This window comes from Nostoc sp., assembly GCF_036917095.1.
Classification (GTDB): Bacteria; Cyanobacteriota; Cyanobacteriia; order Cyanobacteriales; family Nostocaceae; genus Nostoc.
In genome coordinates, this window is the sequence record NZ_JBALFH010000008.1 from 31,534 (window position 1) to 55,543 (window position 24,010).

At 42.2% G+C, this 24,010-nt stretch carries 16 protein-coding genes and 1 pseudogene; 7 read left to right on the forward strand and 10 right to left on the reverse strand.

All coding sequences use genetic code 11. The features are described 5' to 3' along the window. Positions 1–40: 40 nt before the first annotated feature. Entirely contained in the window at positions 41–361 is a 321-nt protein-coding gene (locus tag V7L01_RS02110) for a DMT family transporter (protein ID WP_335031475.1), read from the forward strand. Between the two features lie 538 nt (positions 362–899). On the opposite strand, the gene V7L01_RS02115 is transcribed toward V7L01_RS02110, so the two are convergent. Next, the gene (locus V7L01_RS02115; RefSeq protein ID WP_335031476.1) at positions 900–1,916 is read right to left on the reverse strand and encodes a FecCD family ABC transporter permease; all 1,017 of its coding nucleotides are present in this window, start codon (positions 1,914–1,916) and stop codon (positions 900–902) included. Here V7L01_RS02115 and V7L01_RS35300 point away from each other — a divergent pair. Next, positions 1,915–2,061: pseudogene (locus tag V7L01_RS35300) on the forward strand (AI-2E family transporter); the annotation flags it as partial. The gene V7L01_RS02115 and the pseudogene V7L01_RS35300 overlap by 2 nt on opposite strands. A 175-nt stretch (positions 2,062–2,236) precedes the next feature. Here V7L01_RS35300 and V7L01_RS02125 read toward each other — a convergent pair. Together V7L01_RS02125 and V7L01_RS02130 are read right to left on the reverse strand one after the other, a co-directional pair. Further along, on the reverse strand, positions 2,237–3,568 hold the full coding sequence (locus V7L01_RS02125; protein WP_442936929.1) for a serpin family protein: 1,332 nt from the start codon (positions 3,566–3,568) through the stop codon (positions 2,237–2,239). Between the two features lie 739 nt (positions 3,569–4,307). Continuing rightward, positions 4,308–4,931: a 4Fe-4S single cluster domain-containing protein gene (locus V7L01_RS02130; protein ID WP_335031480.1), complete on the reverse strand. Its 624-nt coding sequence runs from the start codon at positions 4,929–4,931 to the stop codon at positions 4,308–4,310. 193 nt (positions 4,932–5,124) lie between these two features. Here V7L01_RS02130 and V7L01_RS02135 point away from each other — a divergent pair, with 193 nt between their 5' ends. From V7L01_RS02135 to V7L01_RS02155, 5 genes are all read left to right on the forward strand, one after another. Continuing rightward, positions 5,125–6,318 carry an NAD(P)/FAD-dependent oxidoreductase gene (locus V7L01_RS02135; RefSeq protein WP_335031482.1) on the forward strand — a complete coding sequence of 398 codons (1,194 nt, stop codon included), beginning with the start codon at positions 5,125–5,127 and terminating at the stop codon, positions 6,316–6,318. 174 nt (positions 6,319–6,492) lie between these two features. Continuing rightward, complete coding sequence (locus tag V7L01_RS02140) at positions 6,493–7,140, forward strand: HAD-IA family hydrolase (protein ID WP_335031484.1); 648 nt, start codon at positions 6,493–6,495, stop codon at positions 7,138–7,140. 421 nt (positions 7,141–7,561) lie between these two features. Continuing rightward, complete coding sequence (locus V7L01_RS02145) at positions 7,562–8,422, forward strand: Tab2/Atab2 family RNA-binding protein (RefSeq protein WP_335031486.1); 861 nt, start codon at positions 7,562–7,564, stop codon at positions 8,420–8,422. A gap of 377 nt (positions 8,423–8,799) precedes the next feature. Beyond that, positions 8,800–10,113 (forward strand): TldD/PmbA family protein, encoded by a 1,314-nt coding sequence (locus V7L01_RS02150; RefSeq protein ID WP_335031488.1) that lies wholly within the window; start codon positions 8,800–8,802, stop codon positions 10,111–10,113. Positions 10,114–10,345: 232 nt separating this feature from the next. After that, positions 10,346–12,973, forward strand: a complete 2,628-nt coding sequence (locus V7L01_RS02155; protein ID WP_335031490.1) for a chloride channel protein — start codon at positions 10,346–10,348, stop codon at positions 12,971–12,973. A 32-nt stretch (positions 12,974–13,005) separates the two neighbouring features. On the opposite strand, the gene V7L01_RS02160 is transcribed toward V7L01_RS02155, so the two are convergent. The 7 genes from V7L01_RS02160 to V7L01_RS02190 form a co-directional block, all read right to left on the reverse strand. Then, positions 13,006–13,197: a hypothetical protein gene (locus V7L01_RS02160; protein WP_335031492.1), complete on the reverse strand. Its 192-nt coding sequence runs from the start codon at positions 13,195–13,197 to the stop codon at positions 13,006–13,008. Between the two features lie 724 nt (positions 13,198–13,921). Beyond that, a complete protein-coding gene (locus V7L01_RS02165; protein ID WP_335031494.1) occupies positions 13,922–15,067 on the reverse strand; it encodes a glycosyltransferase family 4 protein in 1,146 nt (381 codons plus the stop codon). A 28-nt stretch (positions 15,068–15,095) separates the two neighbouring features. Beyond that, a complete protein-coding gene (locus V7L01_RS02170) occupies positions 15,096–16,352 on the reverse strand; it encodes an O-antigen ligase family protein (protein ID WP_335031495.1) in 1,257 nt (418 codons plus the stop codon). A 561-nt stretch (positions 16,353–16,913) separates the two neighbouring features. Continuing rightward, positions 16,914–17,213 (reverse strand): WGxxGxxG family protein, encoded by a 300-nt coding sequence (locus V7L01_RS02175; protein ID WP_335031497.1) that lies wholly within the window; start codon positions 17,211–17,213, stop codon positions 16,914–16,916. Positions 17,214–17,674: 461 nt separating this feature from the next. Next, entirely contained in the window at positions 17,675–19,732 is a 2,058-nt protein-coding gene (locus V7L01_RS02180; RefSeq protein WP_335031499.1) for a serine/threonine-protein kinase, read from the reverse strand. Between the two features lie 563 nt (positions 19,733–20,295). Then, positions 20,296–21,348 (reverse strand): serine/threonine-protein kinase, encoded by a 1,053-nt coding sequence (locus V7L01_RS02185; RefSeq protein WP_335031501.1) that lies wholly within the window; start codon positions 21,346–21,348, stop codon positions 20,296–20,298. Positions 21,349–21,726: 378 nt separating this feature from the next. After that, entirely contained in the window at positions 21,727–23,961 is a 2,235-nt protein-coding gene (locus tag V7L01_RS02190) for a glycoside hydrolase (RefSeq protein WP_335031503.1), read from the reverse strand. Between the last annotated feature and the right edge of the window lie 49 nt (positions 23,962–24,010).

Genomic DNA, 24,010 nt, shown 5'->3' on the forward strand with positions numbered 1-24,010 from the left:
GGGATAATAAAAGATTCCTCACAAACTGCTGATAACAGATATGTCAACAAGTTGGATTTACCTTATTGCAGCAATCCTCTTTGAAGTTTCAGGCACAACTTGCATGAAGTTATCGCAAGGATTTACTAAACTAGTTCCTTCGGTGTTAATAGTTGTTTTCTATGGACTTTGTTTTACTTTTTTGACCTTTGCTCTCAAAAAACTTGAAGTCAGTGTGGCTTATTCTGTCTGGGCTGGATTGGGAACTGTCTTAATTGCTATTATTGGTATTATCTGGTTTCGTGAATCTGCCACACTCATCAAACTTCTGTCAATCGCCTTAATAATCATCGGGGTAATTGGCATAAATGCAAGTGAATAAATGACACAAGTATGAGTCTAGAAAAGTATCTTTGGATTCACTGATAAAAATGGAGACACGCAGTGTCAAAGCTGGAGACGTTTCCTGTATTCTCTGGGCTTGTCGTTATATCATGTCTGACTAATCACCGATCGTGAGAATCTCTTTGCGTCAGTCTAAATAATAAGTCTTTAAGCGCACATGAGATTTGACATTGCGTCAAATAAAAAATACCTCACCCATGTTACAATAGACGAGGTAAATAAACCAAAACTGATCATTCTGCTTGTTGCTGTTGTAGCGAATACACCAGCAATTTTTATTGTTCCGCTAGCAGAGCAAAATGAGCAGACTTAGCTAAATGCTCTTAAAAGTTAGTAAACCTCAGTAAATATCTGACTTTTCACGGTATCTGGAAAACCTCTCTCCTTTTAGGAGAGAGACTTTGAATTTTCCCCCTTCCCGCGTCGGGAAGGGGGTTAGGTCAATCGTTGGCTTTTCCACATAATGTGAAAAGTCAGCAGTAAATATAGATGAAGTTTAACCCCAGCATATTAGCTCAAAATTTATTAAACCCAGCAGAACGACGATAAAGTAACCAAATAAATAGCGGTGAACCCAGCAAGGCAGTAACGGAACCTACTGGTAGTTCTACTGCACCTAGTCTAGAGAGTAAATCTGCGAAAGTTAGTAACCATGCACCTGCAAGGGCAGAAAGTGGTAAAACAAAGCGATGATCTGTACCAACGATGAGGCGGACACCGTGAGGGACAACAAGACCAACAAATCCAATCAGGCCACTGATGCTGACTGCACCTGCGGCTAATAAAGTGGCGACACCACCAATTAACAGACGCGATCGCGTCAACGAAACCCCCAAACCCACAGCCAAATCATCTCCCAAAGCCAGCACATTTACCGATCGCGCCAGTAAGCATCCCCCTAGCAATGCAACGATGATGTAAGGGCCAGACGTAGCAATTTCTTGCCAACCCCGTCCGTTAAGACTACCAACCAGCCAACTCAGCGCAGTTTGAATTTGACCGTCTTCAGCTAAAAGTAGCAATGTACTTTGTACAGCACCAAACAAAGAACTCACCGCCACTCCGCCTAAAATCAACCGATCAACAGAAATTCCCGACCCCGCACGACCGAGCAAAATAACGATCGCAGAAGTCAAAATAGCTCCCATCCACGCAGCTAAAGGAATTGCGATCGGGAATATTTGCCACACAATCATCAGAATTACAATTAATCCTGCACCTGCTGAAATCCCCAAAATAAATGGATCGGCAAGACTATTGCGTAACATTCCTTGCAGCAGTGCTCCTGACATTCCCAAAGCTGCGCCGACAAGGAGAGCAGCTGCAATGCGTGGCAGACGCAAATCCCAGAGAATTGTCTGTTTAACCGGATCGCCTTTGCGGAGTATGGCTTGCCAAAATTCCGACATACTTAAAGGTACTGCTCCTTGAGAAAGCGACAGCGCTAGCGTTACCAGCAGCGCTGTACCAAGGAGTAAAACAGCCCAAAGTACGCGGTGTTCAGTGAAAATTGTCTGAAATGGTTTAGTCAAGTTTCGCGATCCTTTCTCCAAAACAGTCAGCCTGAGCTTCCAAAATTTCTTCGTCACCCAGTTAATTTTGTCTATCTATATAACATCAGCCCTTATCCCTACCTTATTGTGGTTGAAAGTGCCGTTTGGTCTACTATTCGGCCTTAAGCGCCTTGCGTCCTGGGAGCCTAAGCAGCGAGACAAACGACAGTACCACTGGGGAAATAACTGCACCTATTGCAGCAAACGAGTCCGCGAAAGCTGACGCTAAAAACACTCTGAGCATTTCGGAAGTGACATTACCCTAAAGTTAAATTAAAAATGAAGAAGTTTTGACTTTTTTACTGTGGGTCAATAATTGAACCCATAAATAAAACCCTTCCCGTCTGATTATCCCTAATGGCACAGAAAAAGGGACGGTCAACAATCATTTGGAATGGTGGGTTTATATCAATAGAAGATGTTATTCCTACAGCAACTGAAGTAACAGCAGCCGCTTCCGTGCCTTCTTCGTTCACTTCGACAAAAGTTTTATGCTTAACTTCGCTAATCTTAAGATTTTTACCCATACCGGAAAAATTGGCTTTGTCGCTGAAAGCCTCTTCCATACCTAAAATTTTTAAGGAATCATTAAGTGTAATGTCGTAATCTGTTTTGAAGCGGGGTAGGCGAATAAACCCTTTTTGTTTGCTGAACTGAGTCATCCATTTTTCCCAGTTTTCAACATTCAAGTTTTGATAGAAGGCTTTCAGATTAGAGTTCTGTTTCGGCAAGAAAATATAAAAACTGAATTTCCCATCTTTGCCGTAAGGTAAACTAACTGCCTGAAATTGTTGGCTTTCATAGTATCGATAGTTACCATTTTGTGACATCATCGGGTGTTGTTTTGGTCTGCCAGATGTCCTGTAAAAAGGGTATTGAGCAGTTTGATTTTTATTAAATTCTTGGCTCCACTTCCCCTTAAAATATATGGCATTAATCAGAAATAACACCTGACTTGGCTCAATTTTTTCAATTATCTTATCGATTTTACCATTAGTATTATCTTTAACCCATTTATTGATAATATTAGCCGCTGCGGGATCTTGAAAATTTAAATTGCTGACCTTAGCTTTATAGAAATACTGGACTCTTTGGAGAAAGTCTGGTTGAAAGCTAAAGTTTTTATTTGCCCAAAGTGAGTTAGCAATATTCAGTTGCACTTTCGGATCGGAATTGTCTAAAAGCTGCTTTAATGATGCTGCGTAAGAAGAGTTGATTTCTAGTAGATTCATTCCCTGTAATTCCAGGGTTTTTGCGATCGCTAGTTGAGTTGTGCCGCTCGCGCCATTGTAGGTCATAGCTAGAGCGATCGCAACACTCGAAGGTGAGATAAAAACATTCTTCTCACCTTTATCAGCTTTTTGAACTTCTGAAAATAGTTTGAAGCCAAACTTATTGCTAGACGCAACGATTTTTATATCAGTTTTAGCTGTCTCTTTTTGCAATGGAGTTTCTGGCTGAAGTAAGCTAGATTTGGCAAGGGCACTTTTATTACTATCGATTTGACAATACCCTAATACACTAAATAGAACAACACTTGCAACTGCCAGAGCATAACGTCTGCCGAGACTAACACCGTAACGTCTTTGCATAAAATTTTCTCTTACACTACTAAATTTCTGCCGATTTATTTTACCACCTCACTTGCCAAAGATTACATTCTGTACTAATAGTTGACGCAGATACTGTGTCAAAGATTAACTTATTGCATTTGCTCTAATAGATCAAATGAGACTGTTACAATAACTGTAACAGTAAGTTATTAGCTTAGAGGAATTAAACACAATTTATTAGACCTGCTAATTCCTAATTGAGGTGGCTATGGAGACGAATTATAAAAACTCTCGATTTTTAGGAATTGTTCCTATTTAAATATAAAAGTATTGTAGATTACCCGATCGCAAAATAATCAGTGCTCTTGTTTGTTAAAGATAAAATTACGTTTGTCAGTTCACGAAATACCAAACTTTTGTATGGACACACGGCTGTGCATTGGTGTCAACTTAAGCCCAAACCCTTTAATATCATGTCCGGTTAAAGACTTATCATTAAGACCGCAGAGGGGCAGAGGAGCAGAGGAGCAGAGGAGCAGAGGAGCAGAGGAGCAGAGGAGCAGAGGAGCAGAGGGGAGGGGTTTTTAGGCTTTCTGCATAGATTTGGGAATCATAATTAATTAGCCGGACATGATATAAAACCTCGTTTCTAGTCAGAGGCTGGAAATACTTTTCATTGGGCTGCTGCCGCCTCTTAACTTGCGGCAGCCCACTCATTAGGCATTCCCACTCAGAGACTCTTGACGAGACAATCTCTAAAAGCTAGTTCTAGGCTGGCTTTAACCTTAAGTTGACACGCATGATTGTGCCCGCCCCCCTACGTCAATTCCAGCCCACCTTGATAGCCAGTAACTATGCGTCCACCATCCTTGAGAACATGAACCTCAATCTGGTCGCTAGCCCAAGTAATCTGGTCTTGAAAAGCCGGGTTTAACACCCGAACCCGTTGATTGCTAGAAGAAACTGGAGAGTTAGGAGAATTAATTGCCAGAGATTGCACAAAAGGCCCGTCAATCAAAATATCAAGTTGTTCTAACAATGCTTGGGAACCTGGCGGCGCAGATTGAGACTGTAGTTGCTTGAGAGTGAAACCAGTAAAAGACATTACATTTAATCCAGCAGCTTTTACCTTCCGAGCTAAAGACGCTAATGCAGTTGCTTGCCAAAAGGGTTCTCCACCAGAGAACGTTACACCCGTGTTGTGGGGATTACTGAGAATATTCTCGGCAAGGGTATCAACAGCAATCAATTGGTTAGCCTCAAATGACCAGGAGTTAGTATTAAAGCAGCCAGGACACTCACGAAGACAACCTTGTACCCAGATGACAGCACGACAACCAGGGCCATTAACTTCTGACCGATCGACGTAACCCATAATGTTGAGATAGCCAGGGGGAATTTCCATGAGTGCTAGCGATGGGTCAGTTGGCTTAATTTCCATCTCTTTAACTCCTTTTAGCCGTTGCCTGTTAACCGTTAACTATAGCGAATCTCCAGTTATATAAGTGTGACTAATGACAAATGGCTAATGACTAATCCCTCAAAAACTTTGTGGGATTTTGAAAAGTCCGCTTTAACTTACTAGACTGAAGTTAGTTGCCCAGCTAGCATTGACCGTCCTATAGATAGAATCGATGACTCAACAAACTTCTAGAATTTGTATCCTTGGCGGAGGCTTTGGTGGTCTCTACACAGCCTTGCGCTTAAGCCAGTTACCTTGGGAATCTACGCAAAAACCCGAAATTGTTCTGGTAGATCAAAGCGATCGCTTCCTATTCTCTCCTTTACTTTACGAATTACTCACTGGCGAACTGCAAACCTGGGAAATTGCCCCACCGTTTGAAGAACTTTTACAAGGCACGGGGGTGCGTTTTTATCAAGGAGTTGTGTCTGGAATTGACATCGACCAGCAACTGGTGAATATCCAGGAAGGGCCGGAAATCCCTTACGATCGCTTAGTGCTGGCGTTAGGAGGTGAAACACCGCTAGATATAGTGCCTGGTGCAACATCCTACGCCTACCCATTCCGCACAATCTCTGATGTTTATCGTTTGGAAGAACGCCTGCGATTTTTAGAAGAATCGGATGCTGATAAAATTAGGGTGGCAATTATTGGGGCTGGCTACAGTGGCGTAGAGTTAGCCTGTAAGTTAGCCGACAGACTAGGTGAAAGAGGACGCTTTCGGATCGTTGAAATTGCCGACCAAATTTTGCGAACTTCTCCAGAGTTTAACCGGGAAGCCGCAAAGAAAGCTTTAGAAACCCGTGGTGTGTTTCTTGATTTAGAAACCAAAGTGGAATCAATAGAGCAAAATTCGATTTCCCTAGAGTACAAAAACCAGTTAGATACGATTCCTGTGGATTTGGTAATTTGGACTGTGGGAACTAGGGTTGCGCCCGTAGTGAAATCCCTTCCCCTCAAACAAAACCAGCGCGGTCAAATCAGTACTACATCTACTCTGCAAGTCTTCGATCGTCCAGAAATCTTTGCCTTGGGAGATTTAGCAGACTGTCATGATATTGAAGGACAGCAAGTCCCCGCCACCGCCCAAGCGGCTTTTCAACAAGCTGATTATACTGCTTGGAATATCTGGGCAAGTTTGACTAATCGCCCTCTCCTTCCCTTCCGCTACCAACAGTTAGGAGAAATGATGGCACTAGGAATAGACAACGCCACTCTCACTGGTTTGGGAATTAAACTAGATGGGCGCTTGGCATATGTCGCCCGGCGGATTGCCTATTTATATAGGCTGCCAACTTTAGATCATCAACTCAAAGTTGGTTTTAATTGGCTAGTCCGTCCGATCGTAGAAGCACTTGCCAAGTAAGTTGCTAAGGATAAACAATTATTTTGTTAAGGTTGGGCATTGGTAAAGAACCAAGACATTTAGAATGATTTGCCTGATTTTCGCCAACCTACTTAGCAGATGCTAGACTCTACCCACAGAAGCTCTTTAAGAAGCCAAAATCTAACATTCAACATTCAAAATTTTCAAACTTTGATGGAACAACCGAAAGTTATTTTTTTAGATGCTGTGGGTACACTCTTCGATGTCAAAGGTAGTGTGGGCGAAGTTTATAGTCAGATAGCCCAGGAATTTGGCGTTACAGTTTCAGCCGAAACATTGAATACAGCCTTCATCAAAAGCTTTAAAGGAGCGCCGCCACCGATATTTCCAGATGCAGAACTGCAAGATATTCCCCAGCGCGAGTTTGATTGGTGGCGGATAATTGCCCTGAACACTTTTGAAAGTGCTGGAGTTCTCAAGGAATTTTCTGACTTTTCGGCTTTTTTTAGCGAACTTTACATCCACTTTGGGACTGCCGAACCGTGGTTTGTCTATCCCGATGTTTTACCAGCTTTAATCAACTGGCGGCGGTTGGGAGTTAGCTTGGGGGTGCTGTCCAATTTTGATTCTCGGATTTACTCAGTATTGCAAAGTTTGGGATTGAGAGAGTTTTTTACCTCCGTCACCATTTCTACGCAGGTACGTGCAGCTAAACCCGACCCACAAATTTTTGCCATTGCCTTAGACAAACATAAATGTTCCCCAGAGGGAGCATGGCATATTGGCGATAGCATTATAGAAGACTACCAGGGAGCCAAAGCAGCCGGACTCAGAGGCGTTTGGATCAACCGTGGAAAATGAGAGGATAGATTGGCGATCGCTATTTTTTATCGCCCGCACGTCAAACGCCTCAAAAGCTCGTTAAATTGTCGCCCAAATCCCCCACCCCAAAATTTCTTGCTCTCCAGATTCGGCTGCTAAAGGCAAACTTAGCACTGTGTTCGGGGCTAGTATCGGCTGATACAGCAGTTTTCTTTTGTCTGAAGTACAAAGCTACGGGTTTGGAGGCAGTTCTTACAGGAGGTAAAAACTCTTTAAGTAAGTCGGCACAATAAAACCAAACTATATGAACAAAAGTAAATAAAACTCAAACCCTCTTTCCCCCTGCCCCCTACTTCCTGCCCCCTGCCCCCTCTTATCTTCACCATTTCTCCATGCTGCCCCAACACTCGTATGATCGAGATATCAAGAAAACATAACAGCCAGATTTTTACCGCAAAACATGGGCAGTATTTGGGAAATCGATTTTTACTCCCGTCCGATTTTGGACGATAATCAGAAAAAAATTTGGGAAGTCTTAGTCTGCGAAAGTCCCTTGGATATTGCCACAAAAGCAGATTCTTTGTTTCGCTATGCTCAATATTGTCCCAGTACCCAGGTAAATTCGGGTTGGTTGCGGACAGCATTGCAAGAGGCTATTAATCAAGCTGGAAAAGCACCAATTAAAATCCGCTTTTTCCGCCGCCAAATGAACAACATGATTACTAAAGCTTGCCAAGACTTGAGCATTCCCGCCCAACCTAGCCGCCGCACTTTGGCTCTCAACCAATGGTTAGAACAGCGAATGGAGGAAGTGTATCCTCAAGAACCAGGGTATCAAGGAGGAACTAATCCCTCAGTCCGCTTAGAAAAACCTTTGCCGCAACGTTTACCAGATGCTTTGGAAGGACAGCAATGGGTATTTGTTACTTTAGATGCTGCGGATTTGGCAGAAATGCCAGAGTGGGAAATTGGCTTTGGTGAAGCTTTCCCCTTAGAGTTGGCGAAAGCTTCACCCGAAGCTCGTATTCCTGGTATTTTGATTTTCTCACCTAGAGCGTTGCCCTTGGCAGGCTGGATGTCTGGTTTGGAGTTGGCTTTCTTAAGATTAGACACCAGCGAAGAAGCGAAATTGCTTTTAGAAACTGGTGTAACTGAAAGCTGGATTCTGGCAAATATCAAAAAACCTCAAATTTTAGCAGAAGCCAAAGGTTTTGAAGAAGCCAAGCAAAAAGCTAACGGAGTGCATTTTATCGGTATACAGTCCGATCCCAAAGCAGAATCTTTTGCTGGTTTTTGGCTGTTGCAAGAGGTTAATCTCTGAAAATGGGGCAGGGAGCAGGGAGCAGGGGGCAGGGGCAGGGGAGGCAGAGGGAGCAGAGGAAGCAGGGGGAGAATAAAACTAATGACCAATGACCAATGACCAATGACCAATGACTAATGACCAATGACCAATGACCAATGACTAATGACTAATAACTAATGACTAATGACTAGATACGTCGAGAGATGGCAATGATTTGGGATAATTAACTGCGTCCATCAGCGTCGATCTGCGGTTCTAAATCGCAACTGCCGAAACACGCTGATGATTTTTGGATAGTTATCTGCGTTCATCAGCAGAAAGCCTGAACGCTAGGGTTCAGACTTTCAACAGACAGCGTTGATATGCGGTTCAAAATCCACAATTCACTAAGGGTCATGGGTTCTGAAAATTTGTCACAAGATACACTAGCAGAACAGTTGCTGGAACTAGCTATAAAATCTGGAGCAGAAGCTGCTGAGGTGTATCAGTCGCGATCGCTTTCTCGTCCAGTCTTTTTTGAGGCAAACCGACTCAAACAGCTAGAAACCAACCAATCTGAAGGCACAGCACTACGACTTTGGCGAAACGGGCGTCCGGGACTCACGGTGGCTTACGGTTCTGTCCTAGCCGAAGTAATGGTGGAAAAAGCTCTTGCTCTAAGTCAACTTAATTATCCAGAAACAGTAGAATTAGGTTCTAACTTTCAGCCCTCCTACCCAAATTTAGGGGAAAGTGTGCCGATAGAGATTTTGGTAGGCTGGGGCACAGAAGCGATCGCACTCATCCGCGATGCCTATCCAGATGTTGTATGCAATGGTGATTGGGAATGTGATGTTGAAACCACTAGACTAATCAATACCAAAGGTTTAGATTGTCACTATACCGACACTACCCTTAGCTGCTACATATCAGCAGAATGGGTGCGTGGCGATGATTTTTTGAATGTTTCCGATGGACAAACTCAGCGGGGTGAACTCCACCCAGAGAGATTAGCTAATCAAATTTTACAGCGGTTAATTTGGGCCAGAGAAAATGTCTCACCTCCTACTGGTCGAGTCCCGGTTTTGTTCACTTCTAAAGCCGCCGATATGCTTTGGGGTACTGTGCAAGCAGCTTTGAATGGCAAGCAAGTTTTAGAAGTAGCTTCGCCTTGGGCAGAACGCTTGGGTACTTTAGTAGTTGCACCCAGCCTCACCCTCTACCAAGATCCAGAAGCGGGCCCTTACAGTTGTCCTTTTGATGATGAAGGCACTCCTACTCAATCTTTAGTATTTATCCAAAACGGGACTTTACAGCATTTCTATAGCGATCGCACCACCGGGAACCAACTGGGTACTCACACCACCGGAAATGGTTTTCGTCCTGGTTTAGGTAGCTATCCCACCCCTGGTTTATTTAATTTTCTCATCCAGCCAGGTTCGGCATCACTACCAGATTTGATTCAACAACTAGATGATGGCTTGATTGTGGATCAAATGTTGGGTGGTGGCGGCAGTATTTCTGGAGATTTTTCAATCAATGTTGATTTAGGCTACCGCGTGCAAAATGGTCAGGTAATTGGGCGCGTTAAGGATACGATGGTTGCAGGTAATGTCTACACAGCCCTCAAGCAATTGGTTACACTGGGCAATGATGCTGATTGGAATGGTTCTTGTTATACTCCATCTCTGATAGTAGAAGGGCTATCCACTACGGGGAGAAGTAATTAAAGGGGCAGGGGGGCAGGGGGGCAGGGGGGCAGGGGGAGCAGGGGGAGCAGGGGGAGCAGGGGAAGAAGAACGATTATTGCCCAATGCCCAATGCCCTAATTCTCACAAATTAGGGAACTCCAAAAAATAAATTATCCCAATTTCTGGACTCAACACGACTAGTTTCTCCCCCCTGCCCCCTGCCCCCTGCCCTAAATACGATGGGATTATTTTTTTTAGTTGGAAGTCCTTTATGTCTCTTCCTGTTCTGAATCAGCGTTTTCGTACCTGGTGGCAGCCTAGAAGAGGTTTAGCGATCGCCGAAGCTTGTGTTATCGGTCTGGTTGCTGCCCTATCTGCGGTGTTTCTGAAAGTAGGATCGGGATGGCTGGGGACATGGCGAGTCCATACTACCCACTTTTTACCGGCATGGCTGGCACTACCGACAATTGGTCTTGTTCTGGGATTTATAGCTGGATGGTTGGTGGATCGATTGGCACCAGAGGCTTCTGGTAGCGGTATCCCGCAAGTCAAAGCGAGTCTTGCCAATGTGCCTGTGACATTATCCTGGCGGGTGGCAGGTGTGAAGTTACTCAGTGCCATTATCGCCATAGGTTCGGGCATGACTCTGGGACGACAAGGCCCCACCGTCCAGGTAGGGGCCGGTTTGGCAGCAGGGATGAGTCGCTGGGTTCCGACTTCCCCAGATCATCGGCGGCAAATGATTGCAGCTGGTGCGGGTGCGGGTTTGGCAGCTGCTTTCAATGCCCCAATCGCAGGTGTATTGTTTATCGTTGAAGAGTTACTCCAGGATTTATCAGGGCTGACTCTGGGAACTGCGATTATCGCCTCCTTTATTGGTGGGGTGATATCCCGACTTTTAGGTGGTGGCAGTTTAGACCTTAACCTGCAATTGGCACAATCTTCCAGTCAATTCTCCATTCCAGAAATTCCCTTTTTTGTGCTATTGGGTATTTTGGCAGGGTTGTTGGCTGCATTATTTAATAGCGGCTTAATATTTAGTATTAAATTTTATAGAAAATTACATATCAGCTTACCGCTGCAAGTAGCTTTAGCTGGATTTATCTCTGGTGTTGTCGTGGCGATGCTCCCGGCACCCTTTCGTGATAATACGGGATTACGGGAGTCCTTAATTACTGGAGGCTCTCAACCTACTGTAGCAGCGATCGCCTTTGCAGCCCAGTTCATCCTCACACTCATAGCATTTGGTTCGGGAGCGCCGGGGGGATTATTCGCTCCCAGTCTGATTTTGGGTTCTTGTTTAGGACACATTATTGGTGTATTTGAGTTAAACATCACCGGAGTCGGTTCTCCTGCTACTTACGCGCTTGCGGGTATGGGTGGATTTTTTAGCGCCGTTTCCAAAGTGCCAATCACAGCAATTGTGATTGTGTTTGAGATGACTACAGATTTCAATCTGGTATTACCTTTGATGATTGTTTGTGTAGCAGCTTACCTAGTTGCGGATAAGGTAATGCCTGGTTCGCTTTATGAAAAACTTTTGGAATTAAAGGGCATCACTCTCACCAAACAAGTTCCTATAGAAGGAGCATTAACTAAGCTAACTGCAAAAGATGTGATGCAAGAACGGGTAGAAACTCTGGATGCAGAGATGAGCTTGGAAGAAGCAATGCAGTCTTTTGCCCGTTCCCATCATCGCGGTTTCCCTGTGGTAGAAGATAGCAAGTTAGTAGGGATTGTGACGCAATCAGATTTGCTGAAAATACGCGAGAGTACAAAGCATACACTGAGCGATCGCAATTTAGCCGATATTTTCTTAAAAGAAATTATGACGCCTGTCCCGATGACAGTAACACCAATCCACACTCTGAGTAATGTGCTGTATTTACTCGATCGCTATCAAATCAGTCGCTTACCAGTGGTGGATGGACGGAAACTGATCGGGATTATTACTCGTGCAGATATTATTCGGGCGGAAGCAGATCATCTCAATTGTGATAACCGGACTCCTAAACTGCGACCACAACCTTCTTATGTAGTTTATCAAACGCGATCGCCCAGCATCGGCAGTGGTAGATTATTAGTGCCAGTAGCTAATCCCGAAACAGCGGGTATTTTATTACAAATGGCAGCAGCTATTGCCCGCGATCGCGATTATGAAATAGATTGCGTGCAAGTAATACTGATACCCCGCCATAGTTCCCCATCAGAAACACAAGTAAGGACGGCAAAAAGCCGCCGCTTGCTACGACAGGCGGAAGTCTTAGCAAAAAAGTGGAAAATTCCCTTGCACACGCAGATACGAGTTACCCACGATGTAGCGCAGGCAGTTTTGGAGACAATCAACGAACAACACATCGACCTAATTTTAATGGGATGGAAAGGTGGCACATCTACCCCTGGTCGGATTTTTGGCAACGTTGTAGACACCATAATTCGCCAAGCCACCTGCGAAGTAGTGTTAGTAAAATTAGGCACTACTCGGCAAGCCTTCAACCGCTGGCTAGTCCCGATGGCTGGTGGCCCCAATTCCCCACTGGCGATTAAATTACTACCGGCTTTAATTACATTGGGAAACGATCCGAAAATTCGCCTGACACAAGTATTTAAGCCATCTGAACTCAAGCCAGATATGTCAGTTTCAGAACAAGCCATTCGCCATTTGATGCGGCGGCGAAAATTGTCCAGTACTGTAGTTGCTCTCCCAGTGCAAGCTAATTCAGTTCCTGAAGGTGTGATTAACTTAGTGAAAACCGAAGGTTACGATGTTGTCATTTTGGGAGCTTCGCGCGACGGATTGTTGCAGCAGGCGATTCAAGGTAATATTCCAGAAGCGATCGCCTCTGGTGTAGAAAGTACAGTGATTTTGGTTAGGGGTGCAATTAAAATTAATAAGTAATATTAAGGTATTAAAAATAATTATTCATTTTATTACTTATAAAGTATACCGATAATCAGAGCAACAATTATTGGTATTAAGATTGGAATAGCAACTATAAGTCCCCACTTACCAAATTTAATTTCTTCACCCTCAGATTTTAAAAATGCAATCCAACCTACAACTCCCATCAAAATCCAAATACACCCAAAACCAAGGAATATAACGAACACTGAATCTTCCATTTTTCACCAATTAAATTTATACAAAATAACTGTAAAAGAAATTTTAATTCATCACCTTATTGACTAAATAGCTGAGATATTAGCTCGCACTTTCTATTGGTAAATCTTAGAAACGACCTTTCATCCCTCGCTTGGGATAAATCTTCTCTATCTTAGCTCGACTTTATCCATTTTTTTCGCAACGCGATCGCTTAAGCTGAAACCTTAGTAGGGTAGTAGTTTTACTTTTTTAACTTCATCTATAATCTGTGACGTGGAAAAAGTATTTGCCAAAAAGCTAGGGTTTTTGCCGGATAAAGAAAGCGAGTTCTTAATTTTGGATAAAGTCGAGCTTAGAGGATGTTTGAAAAGTATTTCACTGTAACTTTAGACACTTTCAGATCCCCCCAACCCCCCGATAAATTGGGGGGCTTTAATTCCGGTTCCCCCCTTTTTAAGGGGAGCCAGCGCGGTCTTGGGGTCTCCCCAAGTGGAGCGACTGGCGTGGGCTAGGGGGGATCGATAACGTTTTGCTACCGACGAAAGGACTTTTAAAACAACCTCTTATACCAATTCTATAGAATGATGCGCTAAATCATATTAGGGCTGAAGTATCAGAAAGAAAAACATAGACGTGGAGTGGCTTGCGGTTAACTGAACTGCATTGCATTAGTACACATGACCTCTTGACTAATGACTTTGGGGGCAGTCGGCTATCCCGGACACCCCCCTTAAAGGCATGGGATTACCGCCGATTTTGTTTGAGAATTTCCTTAGATTGTAACTGATGACCACCAACTAACTTTGCTAAACTTGTACGAAACTGGCTAAAATCAAAAGCTTCAATAGTTTTTTGTTGCAAGTATTTGGGTTGGTAAATTACTGGGTTAGAGCAGTCGCCTTGCAGGATTTGAATTAGATTATCAGCAATTTCTTCAACATTATCGGGATCGACTAAACACCCCAGTTTCCCCTCAGCCAAAGGATCTATAGAACCATCTTGATTACCCGCCAGCACAGGTTTACCACAAGCTAAAGCTTCTAGATAAACAATACCAAATCCTTCTCCTTTACTAGGCAAAGCAAAAACATCGCAGAGATTGTAATGATCGCATAATTCTTCATCTGGTACAAATCCTGCAATAGTGACACAATCTTGTAAACTCAAGTTGCTAACTAAAGCTTTTATTCGAGGTATGTCATCGCCTTTCCCTGCAAGAATAAAACGAACATTAGGGATATGCAACCGCACTTTAAGTAAAGCATGAAGGATTTGGTCATAACCCTTGTATTTTGCCATGCGCCCCATCCGGGTGACTGTTAAAATTACAGGTTGTTTAGCTGTTAATTTATATCGTTTTAGCAAGTATGTAGGCTTAGGATTTATTTTGAATTGTTTGGCATCAAACGTATTAGGTAAGAGGACTATTTTATCTGGATCGATATTTTTATTTTGAAGCAAGCGCTGGCGAGTGTAATTACTAACACTAATAATTCTATCTGCGTTTTGTAATGCTAATTTTGTAGCTTTATTTTCAATATCCCAAACTTCTAAACCATGAGCAACTACCCAGTAAGGAATCCCAGTCAGAAGTTTTAGAATATAACAAGCAGTGGCATAGTTAACATGAGTTGATATGACTATAGTGGGACGTTGGAGAATAGCCAAAATAATAATTTTGGTGGCAAATATAATCGTTTGCAATAATCTTGGCAAACCTCCAAAATAATGAAACTTTGTTGAACTTAAAAATTGCAAGTTTTGCTGCCGTCTTGAATTGTGCTTGTCATACTTCAAAAACACATCATAATTAGCTTCAGGATATACATCTTGTAAAGCTTGAAGCAAAAATGTTGAGTAAACTTGAATACCTCCCTTAAAATCAAACATATTCGGGAATATTAATTGAAAATGAGGTTTATTTCTCATAGCTGTGTTGAACATTGTAAATAATTTCAGGTTTTGATTCAATAACAAAATCTTTTTTAGAATTGATAGCTGCTGCCAAAAAATAAAATTCAATAGTTGTAAAGGTATAGTCTTCAGCAAAATAATCTGGCAGTTGAGAGGCTAAAAACATAATAATTGGAATTACCGTTATCGGATTCGCACGTTTAACTTGAGATGCTATTTTTACTAAAAAATTTGCAAATAGAAATAATCCAGTAACTCCTTGCTCTACTAATACGTTTAAAAATATATTATGTGCGTGATAACCTTTAACTCCAAAGACTTTCACTCCTATATGTTCTGCAAAAACTCCTACACCTATACCAGTAATCGGTCTTTTAATAGTTTCAATAATAGCTGCGTGCCAAAGTGCAAACCTTGACAAGGCTGTACCAACAGGACTAGGAAGTACTATTTCGCTGCTATTGGTTAAAAATAAATTAATTAAAGGAAATATTTTGCTATTTCCCAAACCAATTCTATATGTAGATACTGGTATGGATATAATGCATAAAAGCCATAAACTCATAATAAAAACCATTTTTCTAATACTAATAATTTTATATATTAATAAGAGAAATATCCCCAGAATAAAAGCTAACCAAGCATTTCTACTCGCAGACAAAGCTAGGGAAATGAGAAAAACAAATTCGCTGATATATAATTCAAATTTAGATATCTTTCTCTGCTTTTCTAAAATTAGGCTTAAACATAATCCAATAGAGACTATTACCCCAAACTGATTAGGATTTTGCATGATTGAACCAATCTGAGGATAATAACTTGGAAATTTTAATAATTCAAAAATCCAATGATTGGGAAATAAAGCTTCTAAAAAACCAAAAGCCGCAATTATTTGTAATAGATATAATATACAACGATAGTAAAAAGTTAAAGAGGATGCTTTGATATTTTTAAAAGTCAGAACTAAAAAAGCAAAAAATACTATAAAGTAAGTAGAATATTTCAAACTGTAAGTAATAGCTGTGTTTGGAAACGAGCTAATCAATGAGGACAGCCACATCCAAAAATACAGTAGACTCATATATATCAGAATGACTCTATGTTTTTTTAAAACTTCTGGGATTGATTTTACAGACAAACTAATTATGGCAAAGCTAAATGCAGGAAGTAATAAATAATGAATACCAATATTTATTCCCGGAAATTTAATTCGCCCTAAAAGCGAAGAAAACAGTATCAGTAGGAAAAAGATATTAATCATAACTTTGTAGTTTTGGATACTTGCTTGACAACAAAAATCTAGATTAAACCCACACTCGCAAGTTTAAACAGAGATTTTGATATTTCTTTCCAGCTAAAATCCTGAGCACGTAAAGAATATTATCATATTACGGTCGTCGGCGATATCATCTCTTGAAGCTATAAGTGAATTTAGATTTTATCCGAGCTAAATATTCTGGATGGGGATGCAAAAAGTGGTATAAAGTATAATAATGGCAAATGTACAAAAATCAAAAAACTTTCAAACCCCTTAGCAATTGGAAATTTTAACAAGGGAATGAAATCCGCCGAAATCAGCTGATAATTTGCTTTTCAAATATCTATGTTCAAGGTAGACTTAAGAGCGATCGCTAGCCCCTAAGTTTACCAATTTGCAGTGCGTTTTATTTCTGGTAAATCCCAATTAACAATTCAACCAGACTCGGACAGCTCTCCCTCTCGAAGAGCTGGAGCCATGTAAACACAAAAACAAAGCCTGCACTGGCAGGCTTTACCCGTAATTATTTTTAGAACTTACGCCAAATTAGAACGCAACTCGTTATTAATAGTTAGAACGGGAGCCAGGAGAACCTACCACATTAGGATCGCTATAACCTACAGTCTCATTGGCTTTGCGGCTCTTGCGACCAAACAGACCAAATAAACCGAGCAAGCCCAGTAAACCCCAATCACCATCCCGATAATTTCTGTCGGTAACAGTACGGTCTGTAGTAGTATCTGTAACAGTAGCATCACCAGAGGTTGTTGTCTGAGCAGAAGCAGGTAGAAGTGTGGGCAAGGTAGCTAAACTAAGAGCTAGAACAGTACTTCCCAAAATTTTGGAGACATTAAAGCGTTTCACGTTCGCATTCCTCAATTGAATTGTTGCAAGTAATACTAAAAGTTTATTAAGTTATGACAGCGCCAACATCAATCTTTAGCTGCAAATATAAATCCACTTAAAGTTGTATTTGTGCTCAAGCAAATAAGCATTTTGGCATACAAGAAATTACTGTGCATGGTAAATTGTGCAATGCTGAAGTCGCCAATCGCATTAAAACTAGCTCAATTCTACAAAAAAAATCTTCTTTATTAAAAGATAAAAATACGTCTTCAGGTATGACAGATGCCGATAATTGAATAACCGAGCTAGTTTGCCTGAAGATGATACTTCCTATATAGTTGTTATTTCCAATAATCCCCAGGAACTCGGTAAATACAGATTTCCTATTTTCTAATAATTTAGGTTACTTGAAACTACCGCTTTATTGTCGTTTTCAGCTAAATAGACCACTGTAGGGGCGCACCGCTAGCTATGCGCCCCTACTCAGACAACCGCCAAATCTTAATCGTATTATCCTCACTACCACTGACAAGGGTCTTGCTATCAGGACTGAAGGTAACAGATGTGACAGTGTTGGTGTGCCCCGCTAATGTGAGAATTTCCTCTCCTGTGGCTGCATTCCACAGTTTAATGGTGCGATCGCGGCTACCACTAGCAATAATTTTACCATCGGCGCTAAAGGCTACGGTTGTCACAGTGTTGGCATGTCCCATTAGTGTACGAATTTCTTTACCCGTAAGTAAATTCCATAATTTGATGGTGCGATCGCGGCCAGCACTGGCTAAAGTTTTACCATCTGGGCTTATAGCCACGGCTGTTACTGTTTGAGAATTTCCTTCTAGTGTGCGAATTGGGTATCCTTTTGTTAGATTCCAGATTTTGATCGTCTTGTCAAAACTGCCACTGGCAAGAATCACGCCGTCGGGGCTGATAGCTACCGATCGCACCCAGAATGTATGCCCTGCCAATGTCCGAATTTGCTCGCCTGTTGCTAAATCCCAAATTTTAATCGTGTTGTCATCACTGCCACTAACCAGAGTCTCGCTATCAGCACTGATGGCTAGGGCATGAACTGAGTCAGAATGCCCCTCCAAAGTCCGAATTTGTCTTCCCGTTGCCAGATTCCAGATTTTGATAGTGTTGTCATCACTGCCACTAACCAGAATTTTGCCATCTGGGCTGATTACCACGACATTCACTTGCTGAAAATGCCCGTTGAGTGAAGAGATTTGTTTTCCGGTTGCGAGATTCCAAAGTTTGATTTTGCGTAGGCGTTGCCCGTTGTACACATCGCCGCCACTGCTGGCAATGGTTTTGCCATCAGGGCTGATGGCGACAGATAAAACCGAGTTTTCATGTCCTTGGAGGGTATTAGCTAAGGAAACCTTATCGAAACTAATCTTAGGTGGTTGACTTAAAAACGCTTCATCTTTGCCAGAACTATTGTGCTGACTCAGCCTAGAGACCAAACTGGTTTGGATTCGGCGAAAATATTTATACCAAGATTCTTGGAATCCGAACAACAGAATAAAAGCACTTACCAAGATTAAAGTTCTCAGTAAGGGATAAGTTTTTGGTAAATATGGAGCTTTAGTTGGTGGTATTTTTCCGGATGACTTACCGGCTGGTGGCAGTGCGAGGAGTTGTTTTGGAGTCAAGTCTCTAAGAACTTCATCCACTGACTGGTAACGTTCTTGGATGTCTTTTTTCAAAAGCTTGTCGATGACAAAATCCAACTCAGGGCTTAATGGACTCCGCAAATATTCCCGCCAATTACTCACCCAGGCGTACCCAGATTCCATCCACAACTGAAAGGGCGAATTTCCCGTTAGCAGATGAAAGCAGGTAGCACCCAAACCGAACAAGTCACTGGCGGGGAAAGCTTTACCATCTCTAATCTGTTCTAGGGGAGAATAACCATGCGAACCAATGGATGTGCCAGATTTCTGCTGAACTTTTGCGGTGAATTGCTTTGAGGAACCAAAATCAATCAGGCTTAAACGCCCATCCATTTTATGGCGGATAATATTTTCTGGCTTGATATCGCGATGAATGACTTTGCGATCGTGGATAAATTTCAGGATGGGCAGTAAGTCTAGCAAAATAGATTGAATTTCTCTGGCGTTATACGCTTTGCGCTGTTGCAACTCCTTTAATAGATTTTCTCCATTGATAAACTGCTGCACTAAATATAGGCAGCCGTCTTGCTCAAAATAAGCTAGCAAAGTCGGAATTTGGGGATGTTCCCCAAGGTCTTGTAGTCGCTGCGCTTCTTCAGCAAACAACTCCATCGCCTTTTTTTGCGACCAAGTTCCTTGGAATTTTGGAGCTAATTGCTTGATAACACAGCGTTCATTGAGTTTATCTACATCTTCTGATAGATAAGTTCTGCCAAATCCCCCCTCATCTGAAAGGACTCGGATGACACGAAAGCGATTTCTTAAAAGTGACACCAATGGGGTGCTACAACTTTGGCAAAACTTCTTTCCATTGGGATTCAGGGGATTTGGGCAATCGGGATTTAAGCAGCAGATCATGATCTGACAGGCGCGACTGCATGACAACTTAGGCTAAGTTTGCCCCGAACTTTCCCTTAAGAAAATTGACTCTCGTTTACTTGTGGTAGAAAACCCTGGTTTGGGGATTGGGGAATTACTTAATATAGTTAGCGTTTGTAAATAGTAGTCAGTCTTCCTTACCTGTGGAAAACTACGAGAGCCATAAGATTAATTATTCTATCGATTATATAATAATCTGAATATAAATATTTTTCTGGACTGCTATCCCTAGTAATTTTGCTTGTATCTTGGCAAGCGATAAGTGACTAAGTATTAAGTGAAACCCTGCTTAATTAACCATCACTGATGATGAAATCTAGTCAAAATGCTTACTAAATTGATTTTTGATATTTTATTTCAGACATTATTAATTGTTAATTTGATACTTTAACTCAATCAAGCTTCAACTTAACTTTACAGAACTCCAAAAAATAAATTATCTAATGTTTGGGATCGAAACTACTTTTTCTCCCGCTGCTCCCTGCTAAGTGCCCTAAAAGGAATGGGATATCTTTTTGTTTGGAAGTCCCTGATGACCTCGTTTATTTTAGCTTTGCTCTCCATTTCCGAATAGCACTAGCAGTTCTGGCGACAGGTGGCATATATACATCAGGAGTTTCGTGAGAACTTTCGTGTTGTATAATACTGTTATTGTTTAATTTTTGGGTAGTTAGACAGCTAGCCAAAGTAGACAAATAGGTTTCATTACCTAAAGCTTTCATCACTTCATCGGCAGTCTTAAACCGATCGGCTAACATAACTTTCACCATTTTGCCTAAAATCTGGGCGAAACTGTTGCTAACATTTACCTCTTTTCGCCAGCATATCTCGCCAGTATTTGCGTCATAGTCAAATTCTAAAGGACTTTTACCAGTCAACATATAAATACAAGTTACACCCAGAGCATAAATATCACTGGCATAAACTGGACGTAGAGAAAACTGTTCTGGTGGTGCAAATCCCCTAGTCCCGATAAAGTTGGTATTTGCAGGTTGATTGATTGAGTTTTCGCAAGCATCAACTAATTGCTCTTTCACCGCACCAAAATCAATCAGCACAACTCGCCCGTCATACTCACAGCGCAATAAATTCTGGGGCTTAATATCCCGATGAATCACATGATTTTTATGAAGATACTGTAATACAGGTAATAATTCCCGTAAAAACTGTTTAACTGAGGCTTCACTTTTGGGCCCAGTTTGCCGCACTTCTCGTGCCAAAGTTAAACCTGGTACGTATTCTTGAATTAAAAAAAACTCCCCATACGCCTGAAAGTAGTCTATTAGCATGGGAATTTGCGAATGACTACCGAGTTGACCTAAAGTTCTTGCTTCTTTTTCAAAGCGTATACATGCCCTTTGCCAACTTTGAGGATTAGTCACTTTCGGGCAAAGCTGTTTAATGACACACAGCGGATTCCCAGGTAATACAGCATTTTTGGCTAAAAACGTGATGCCAAAACCACCTCTACCCAAAATTTGCAATATTTCATAGCGATCGCGAAATAGCCGCTTGGAACCGCACATTTTACCAAGTTGAGTTTGCTGTGAAATGCTTTCTAGAGAATCCGTTATTTTCTGATAAAAGCGATTCATTAGTATAGGATATCTGCTCTGAAATGTCTCTAATTTTACGGCAATTATTCCTTGGCGACGGTAACATTACTGTAACTTTGCGAAATCATCAAAGTTTTTCAAAAAATAAAAAGAAATTTTTGCAGAAATTACAGATTGACAAAAAAGGTAAAATATGATTTAAATTCTTTACCACAGATGAATTGGTTGTAGGGGCGTACATTTGTCATTTGTGTAAACTTAACGTGAAAAGCAGTCTAGGCAGCGTTTTGAGAGATTGCCCAAAATCCTTGCTACGCTTCCATTAGCTCTACTTAATCATTCGTCAACAACGAGATCCGCGACTTCTTTAATAAGCCACGGATCTGAGCCTTGCGATTTGCAGAAATCAAAAAAGTTCTAAGGCACTTCAATGGGAATCAAACCATTTTCTGGCAAATAGTTGGAAAAACGCCCTTCATCTGCAAGCACCACAATCAGGCGCAGGGGATAATCTGGCGGAACTTGCAAGTCTGCCCACGGCACTGCCAACTCTAAACAACTATTTAAAGCTACTTGAGCGCGACTGAAACGGGGATGCCATTGATAATTGTCTCCAGCTTCCCGAAACTGAATCGATTGCGTCAGCAAGTTAACTTCTAAAAGATGGTGGAAATGGTAATTAAGTGGGGCTGCATCTGGTACATCTGCCAAGGGAATTGGGCTATTGACCATTGTTTTTTCTGGATAGAACCACAGCAAATTCAACTCTGTTGGCAAATCTTGCCCTGGTGCAGCGCCAGTTTTAAAGTCTAGCCGCAGATAGAAATTCAAGTGATCTACCCCATACCAAAGTCGCTGGATGACACTGCTATTGTGCATTGTCCCCCGCGCCCCGCCGATTTCTATGCGTCCAGCTTTGTCCCAATCTTGTTCGTCACCCTTACCATCAATGACGGGATGAATAAACCCTTGTGGGGTGTGGTTTCCCTGTGCTTCGTGGGTTTCTACTGGTTGCTTGAGATAGGGCGGTACAGGTTCATTTAATGCCTTGTAAATGCCAAACAGGTGTTCTCGAAACAACTGGTCAAAGATGGCATCTTGATTTGAGGAATGTCCTGCACCGAACCACCAAAACCAGTCGGAACCCTCTGCGGCATATAATGCTTCCCATGCTTCGGGGTTGTTTTCTTCCGTCGCTTCGGGATGACTTGCAAGCATTTCCCTTGCTTCTGTCAAGTAATCCCAAGCACGATTTTTGGCGGGATCGCCAATCCAAGTGGTGAAACTGCCATCCACCCAAGAACCACTATGTAGTTGTCCTCCGGGAATGGTGGCTGTGGCTGGAAATTCTTCGAGAAATTCGGAGACAGTGACGAGTTTGAGGCGGGGTTCATCGCTCAAGCTTTGATATAAAGCTTCTAGGAAGGGTTTGCCATCTTGGGGATAAAATTCCCAGCAATTCTCCCCATCCAAGGCAATGGTAACTAGCCAAGGTTGCTCGCTTTGACTTTCTCTTTGCATTTTAGCGATCGCTTGCAAATGTCCCACTAAATCCGCAGCTGCCTTTTTTGCTGGCATTGCGCTATAAGTAAAGCCAATCAAATCTGATAATCTGTGGTCGCGAAACACAATTGACAAGTCACCCTCTGCGGTTTGCAGGCGATAGGGTTGATATAACAATTCTGGTTGCTGCACATTCCCCGCCCCATCCCGATGAAAAAAGTGTTTCAGTGTCCATCCCAAGACTGCTTCATCTGAGCATACCCACTTAAATCCTTGGTTAATAATATCTGGAAGTATTGCCGGACTTACTGACTGTTCCGAAGGCCACAAACCACGAGGTATTTGTCCAAAGCGGTCTTTATAAAAGTTCCAAGCTTTCCGCAAGTGGCGGGGAATATCTTCTGACCACTGAAAACGCTGCTTAGGTAGTGTCATATTGGGCACAGCTACCCGACCGGAGTTAGTATCAGCTAGCAAAGGCAAAATCGGGTGGGTGTAAGGCGTGGTGGTAACTTCTAGCTGCCCCGCCTCCTGCATTTTCCGATGTTGGGGGATAATGCGGCTGAGAATTTCTCGCTGTTTGGAATAAATGCGTTGGCGATCGCTTAAAGTAAAATTTCGACCCTGTTTTAACCAAGTAGCAATTTCCGGGTCATCCCAAAACAGTGGATCGATCCAAGCTAAATTGTGCCAAGCTAGCAAATCACCATAATCTGGCAATTCCCAATTGGCTAAACACCAAGCTTGACCTTTTTCCTGTCTTTGCTGATATAACTCGGCATAGCGGGGATGGGGATCGATCAGGGTGTGGTGATTAGCATCGAAAAAGTGTTGGATTATGAATTCGCGCTGTTGCTGGGTGAGTTGTTCATCAGGGGTCAAGCTGGCTGTGAGATAAGGGTCAAAAGCAGTGCCAGCAATATAATCTTCGAGTTGCAATATCAGCGATGGAACTAAATTCACCGTTTGGTGTAACTTCGGATATCGCTCTAAGAGCAATACCAAATCCAAATAATCTTTAGTTCCATGCAAACGTACCCAAGGTAGGCGGTACTGCTGACTCGGAGATAGCGAAACGCCGCTGCCAGGAGATTTGTACAGCGGCTGATGTTGATGCCAGACAAAAGCGATGTAGAGAGGATGGGACATAAGAATAGTTAGGAGTTAAGAATAAGGAGTTAGGAGTTGATTCAAAACT

Excerpts from the sequence above, each read along its gene's own strand:
- V7L01_RS02155 (WP_335031490.1), top strand. The coding sequence starts at position 10,346 with ATGTCTCTTCCTGTTCTGAATCAGCGTTTTCGTACCTGGTGGCAGCCT.
- V7L01_RS02180 (WP_335031499.1), bottom strand. The coding sequence starts at position 19,732 with ATGATCTGCTGCTTAAATCCCGATTGCCCAAATCCCCTGAATCCCAAT.
- V7L01_RS02110 (WP_335031475.1), top strand. The coding sequence starts at position 41 with ATGTCAACAAGTTGGATTTACCTTATTGCAGCAATCCTCTTTGAAGTT.
- V7L01_RS02165 (WP_335031494.1), bottom strand. The coding sequence starts at position 15,067 with ATGTTTGATTTTAAGGGAGGTATTCAAGTTTACTCAACATTTTTGCTT.
- V7L01_RS02190 (WP_335031503.1), bottom strand. The coding sequence starts at position 23,961 with ATGTCCCATCCTCTCTACATCGCTTTTGTCTGGCATCAACATCAGCCG.
- V7L01_RS02130 (WP_335031480.1), bottom strand. The coding sequence starts at position 4,931 with ATGGAAATTAAGCCAACTGACCCATCGCTAGCACTCATGGAAATTCCC.
- V7L01_RS02145 (WP_335031486.1), top strand. The coding sequence starts at position 7,562 with ATGGGCAGTATTTGGGAAATCGATTTTTACTCCCGTCCGATTTTGGAC.
- V7L01_RS02140 (WP_335031484.1), top strand. The coding sequence starts at position 6,493 with ATGGAACAACCGAAAGTTATTTTTTTAGATGCTGTGGGTACACTCTTC.
- V7L01_RS02160 (WP_335031492.1), bottom strand. The coding sequence starts at position 13,197 with ATGGAAGATTCAGTGTTCGTTATATTCCTTGGTTTTGGGTGTATTTGG.
- V7L01_RS02170 (WP_335031495.1), bottom strand. The coding sequence starts at position 16,352 with ATGATTAATATCTTTTTCCTACTGATACTGTTTTCTTCGCTTTTAGGG.
- V7L01_RS02185 (WP_335031501.1), bottom strand. The coding sequence starts at position 21,348 with ATGAATCGCTTTTATCAGAAAATAACGGATTCTCTAGAAAGCATTTCA.
- V7L01_RS02150 (WP_335031488.1), top strand. The coding sequence starts at position 8,800 with ATGGGTTCTGAAAATTTGTCACAAGATACACTAGCAGAACAGTTGCTG.
- V7L01_RS02135 (WP_335031482.1), top strand. The coding sequence starts at position 5,125 with ATGACTCAACAAACTTCTAGAATTTGTATCCTTGGCGGAGGCTTTGGT.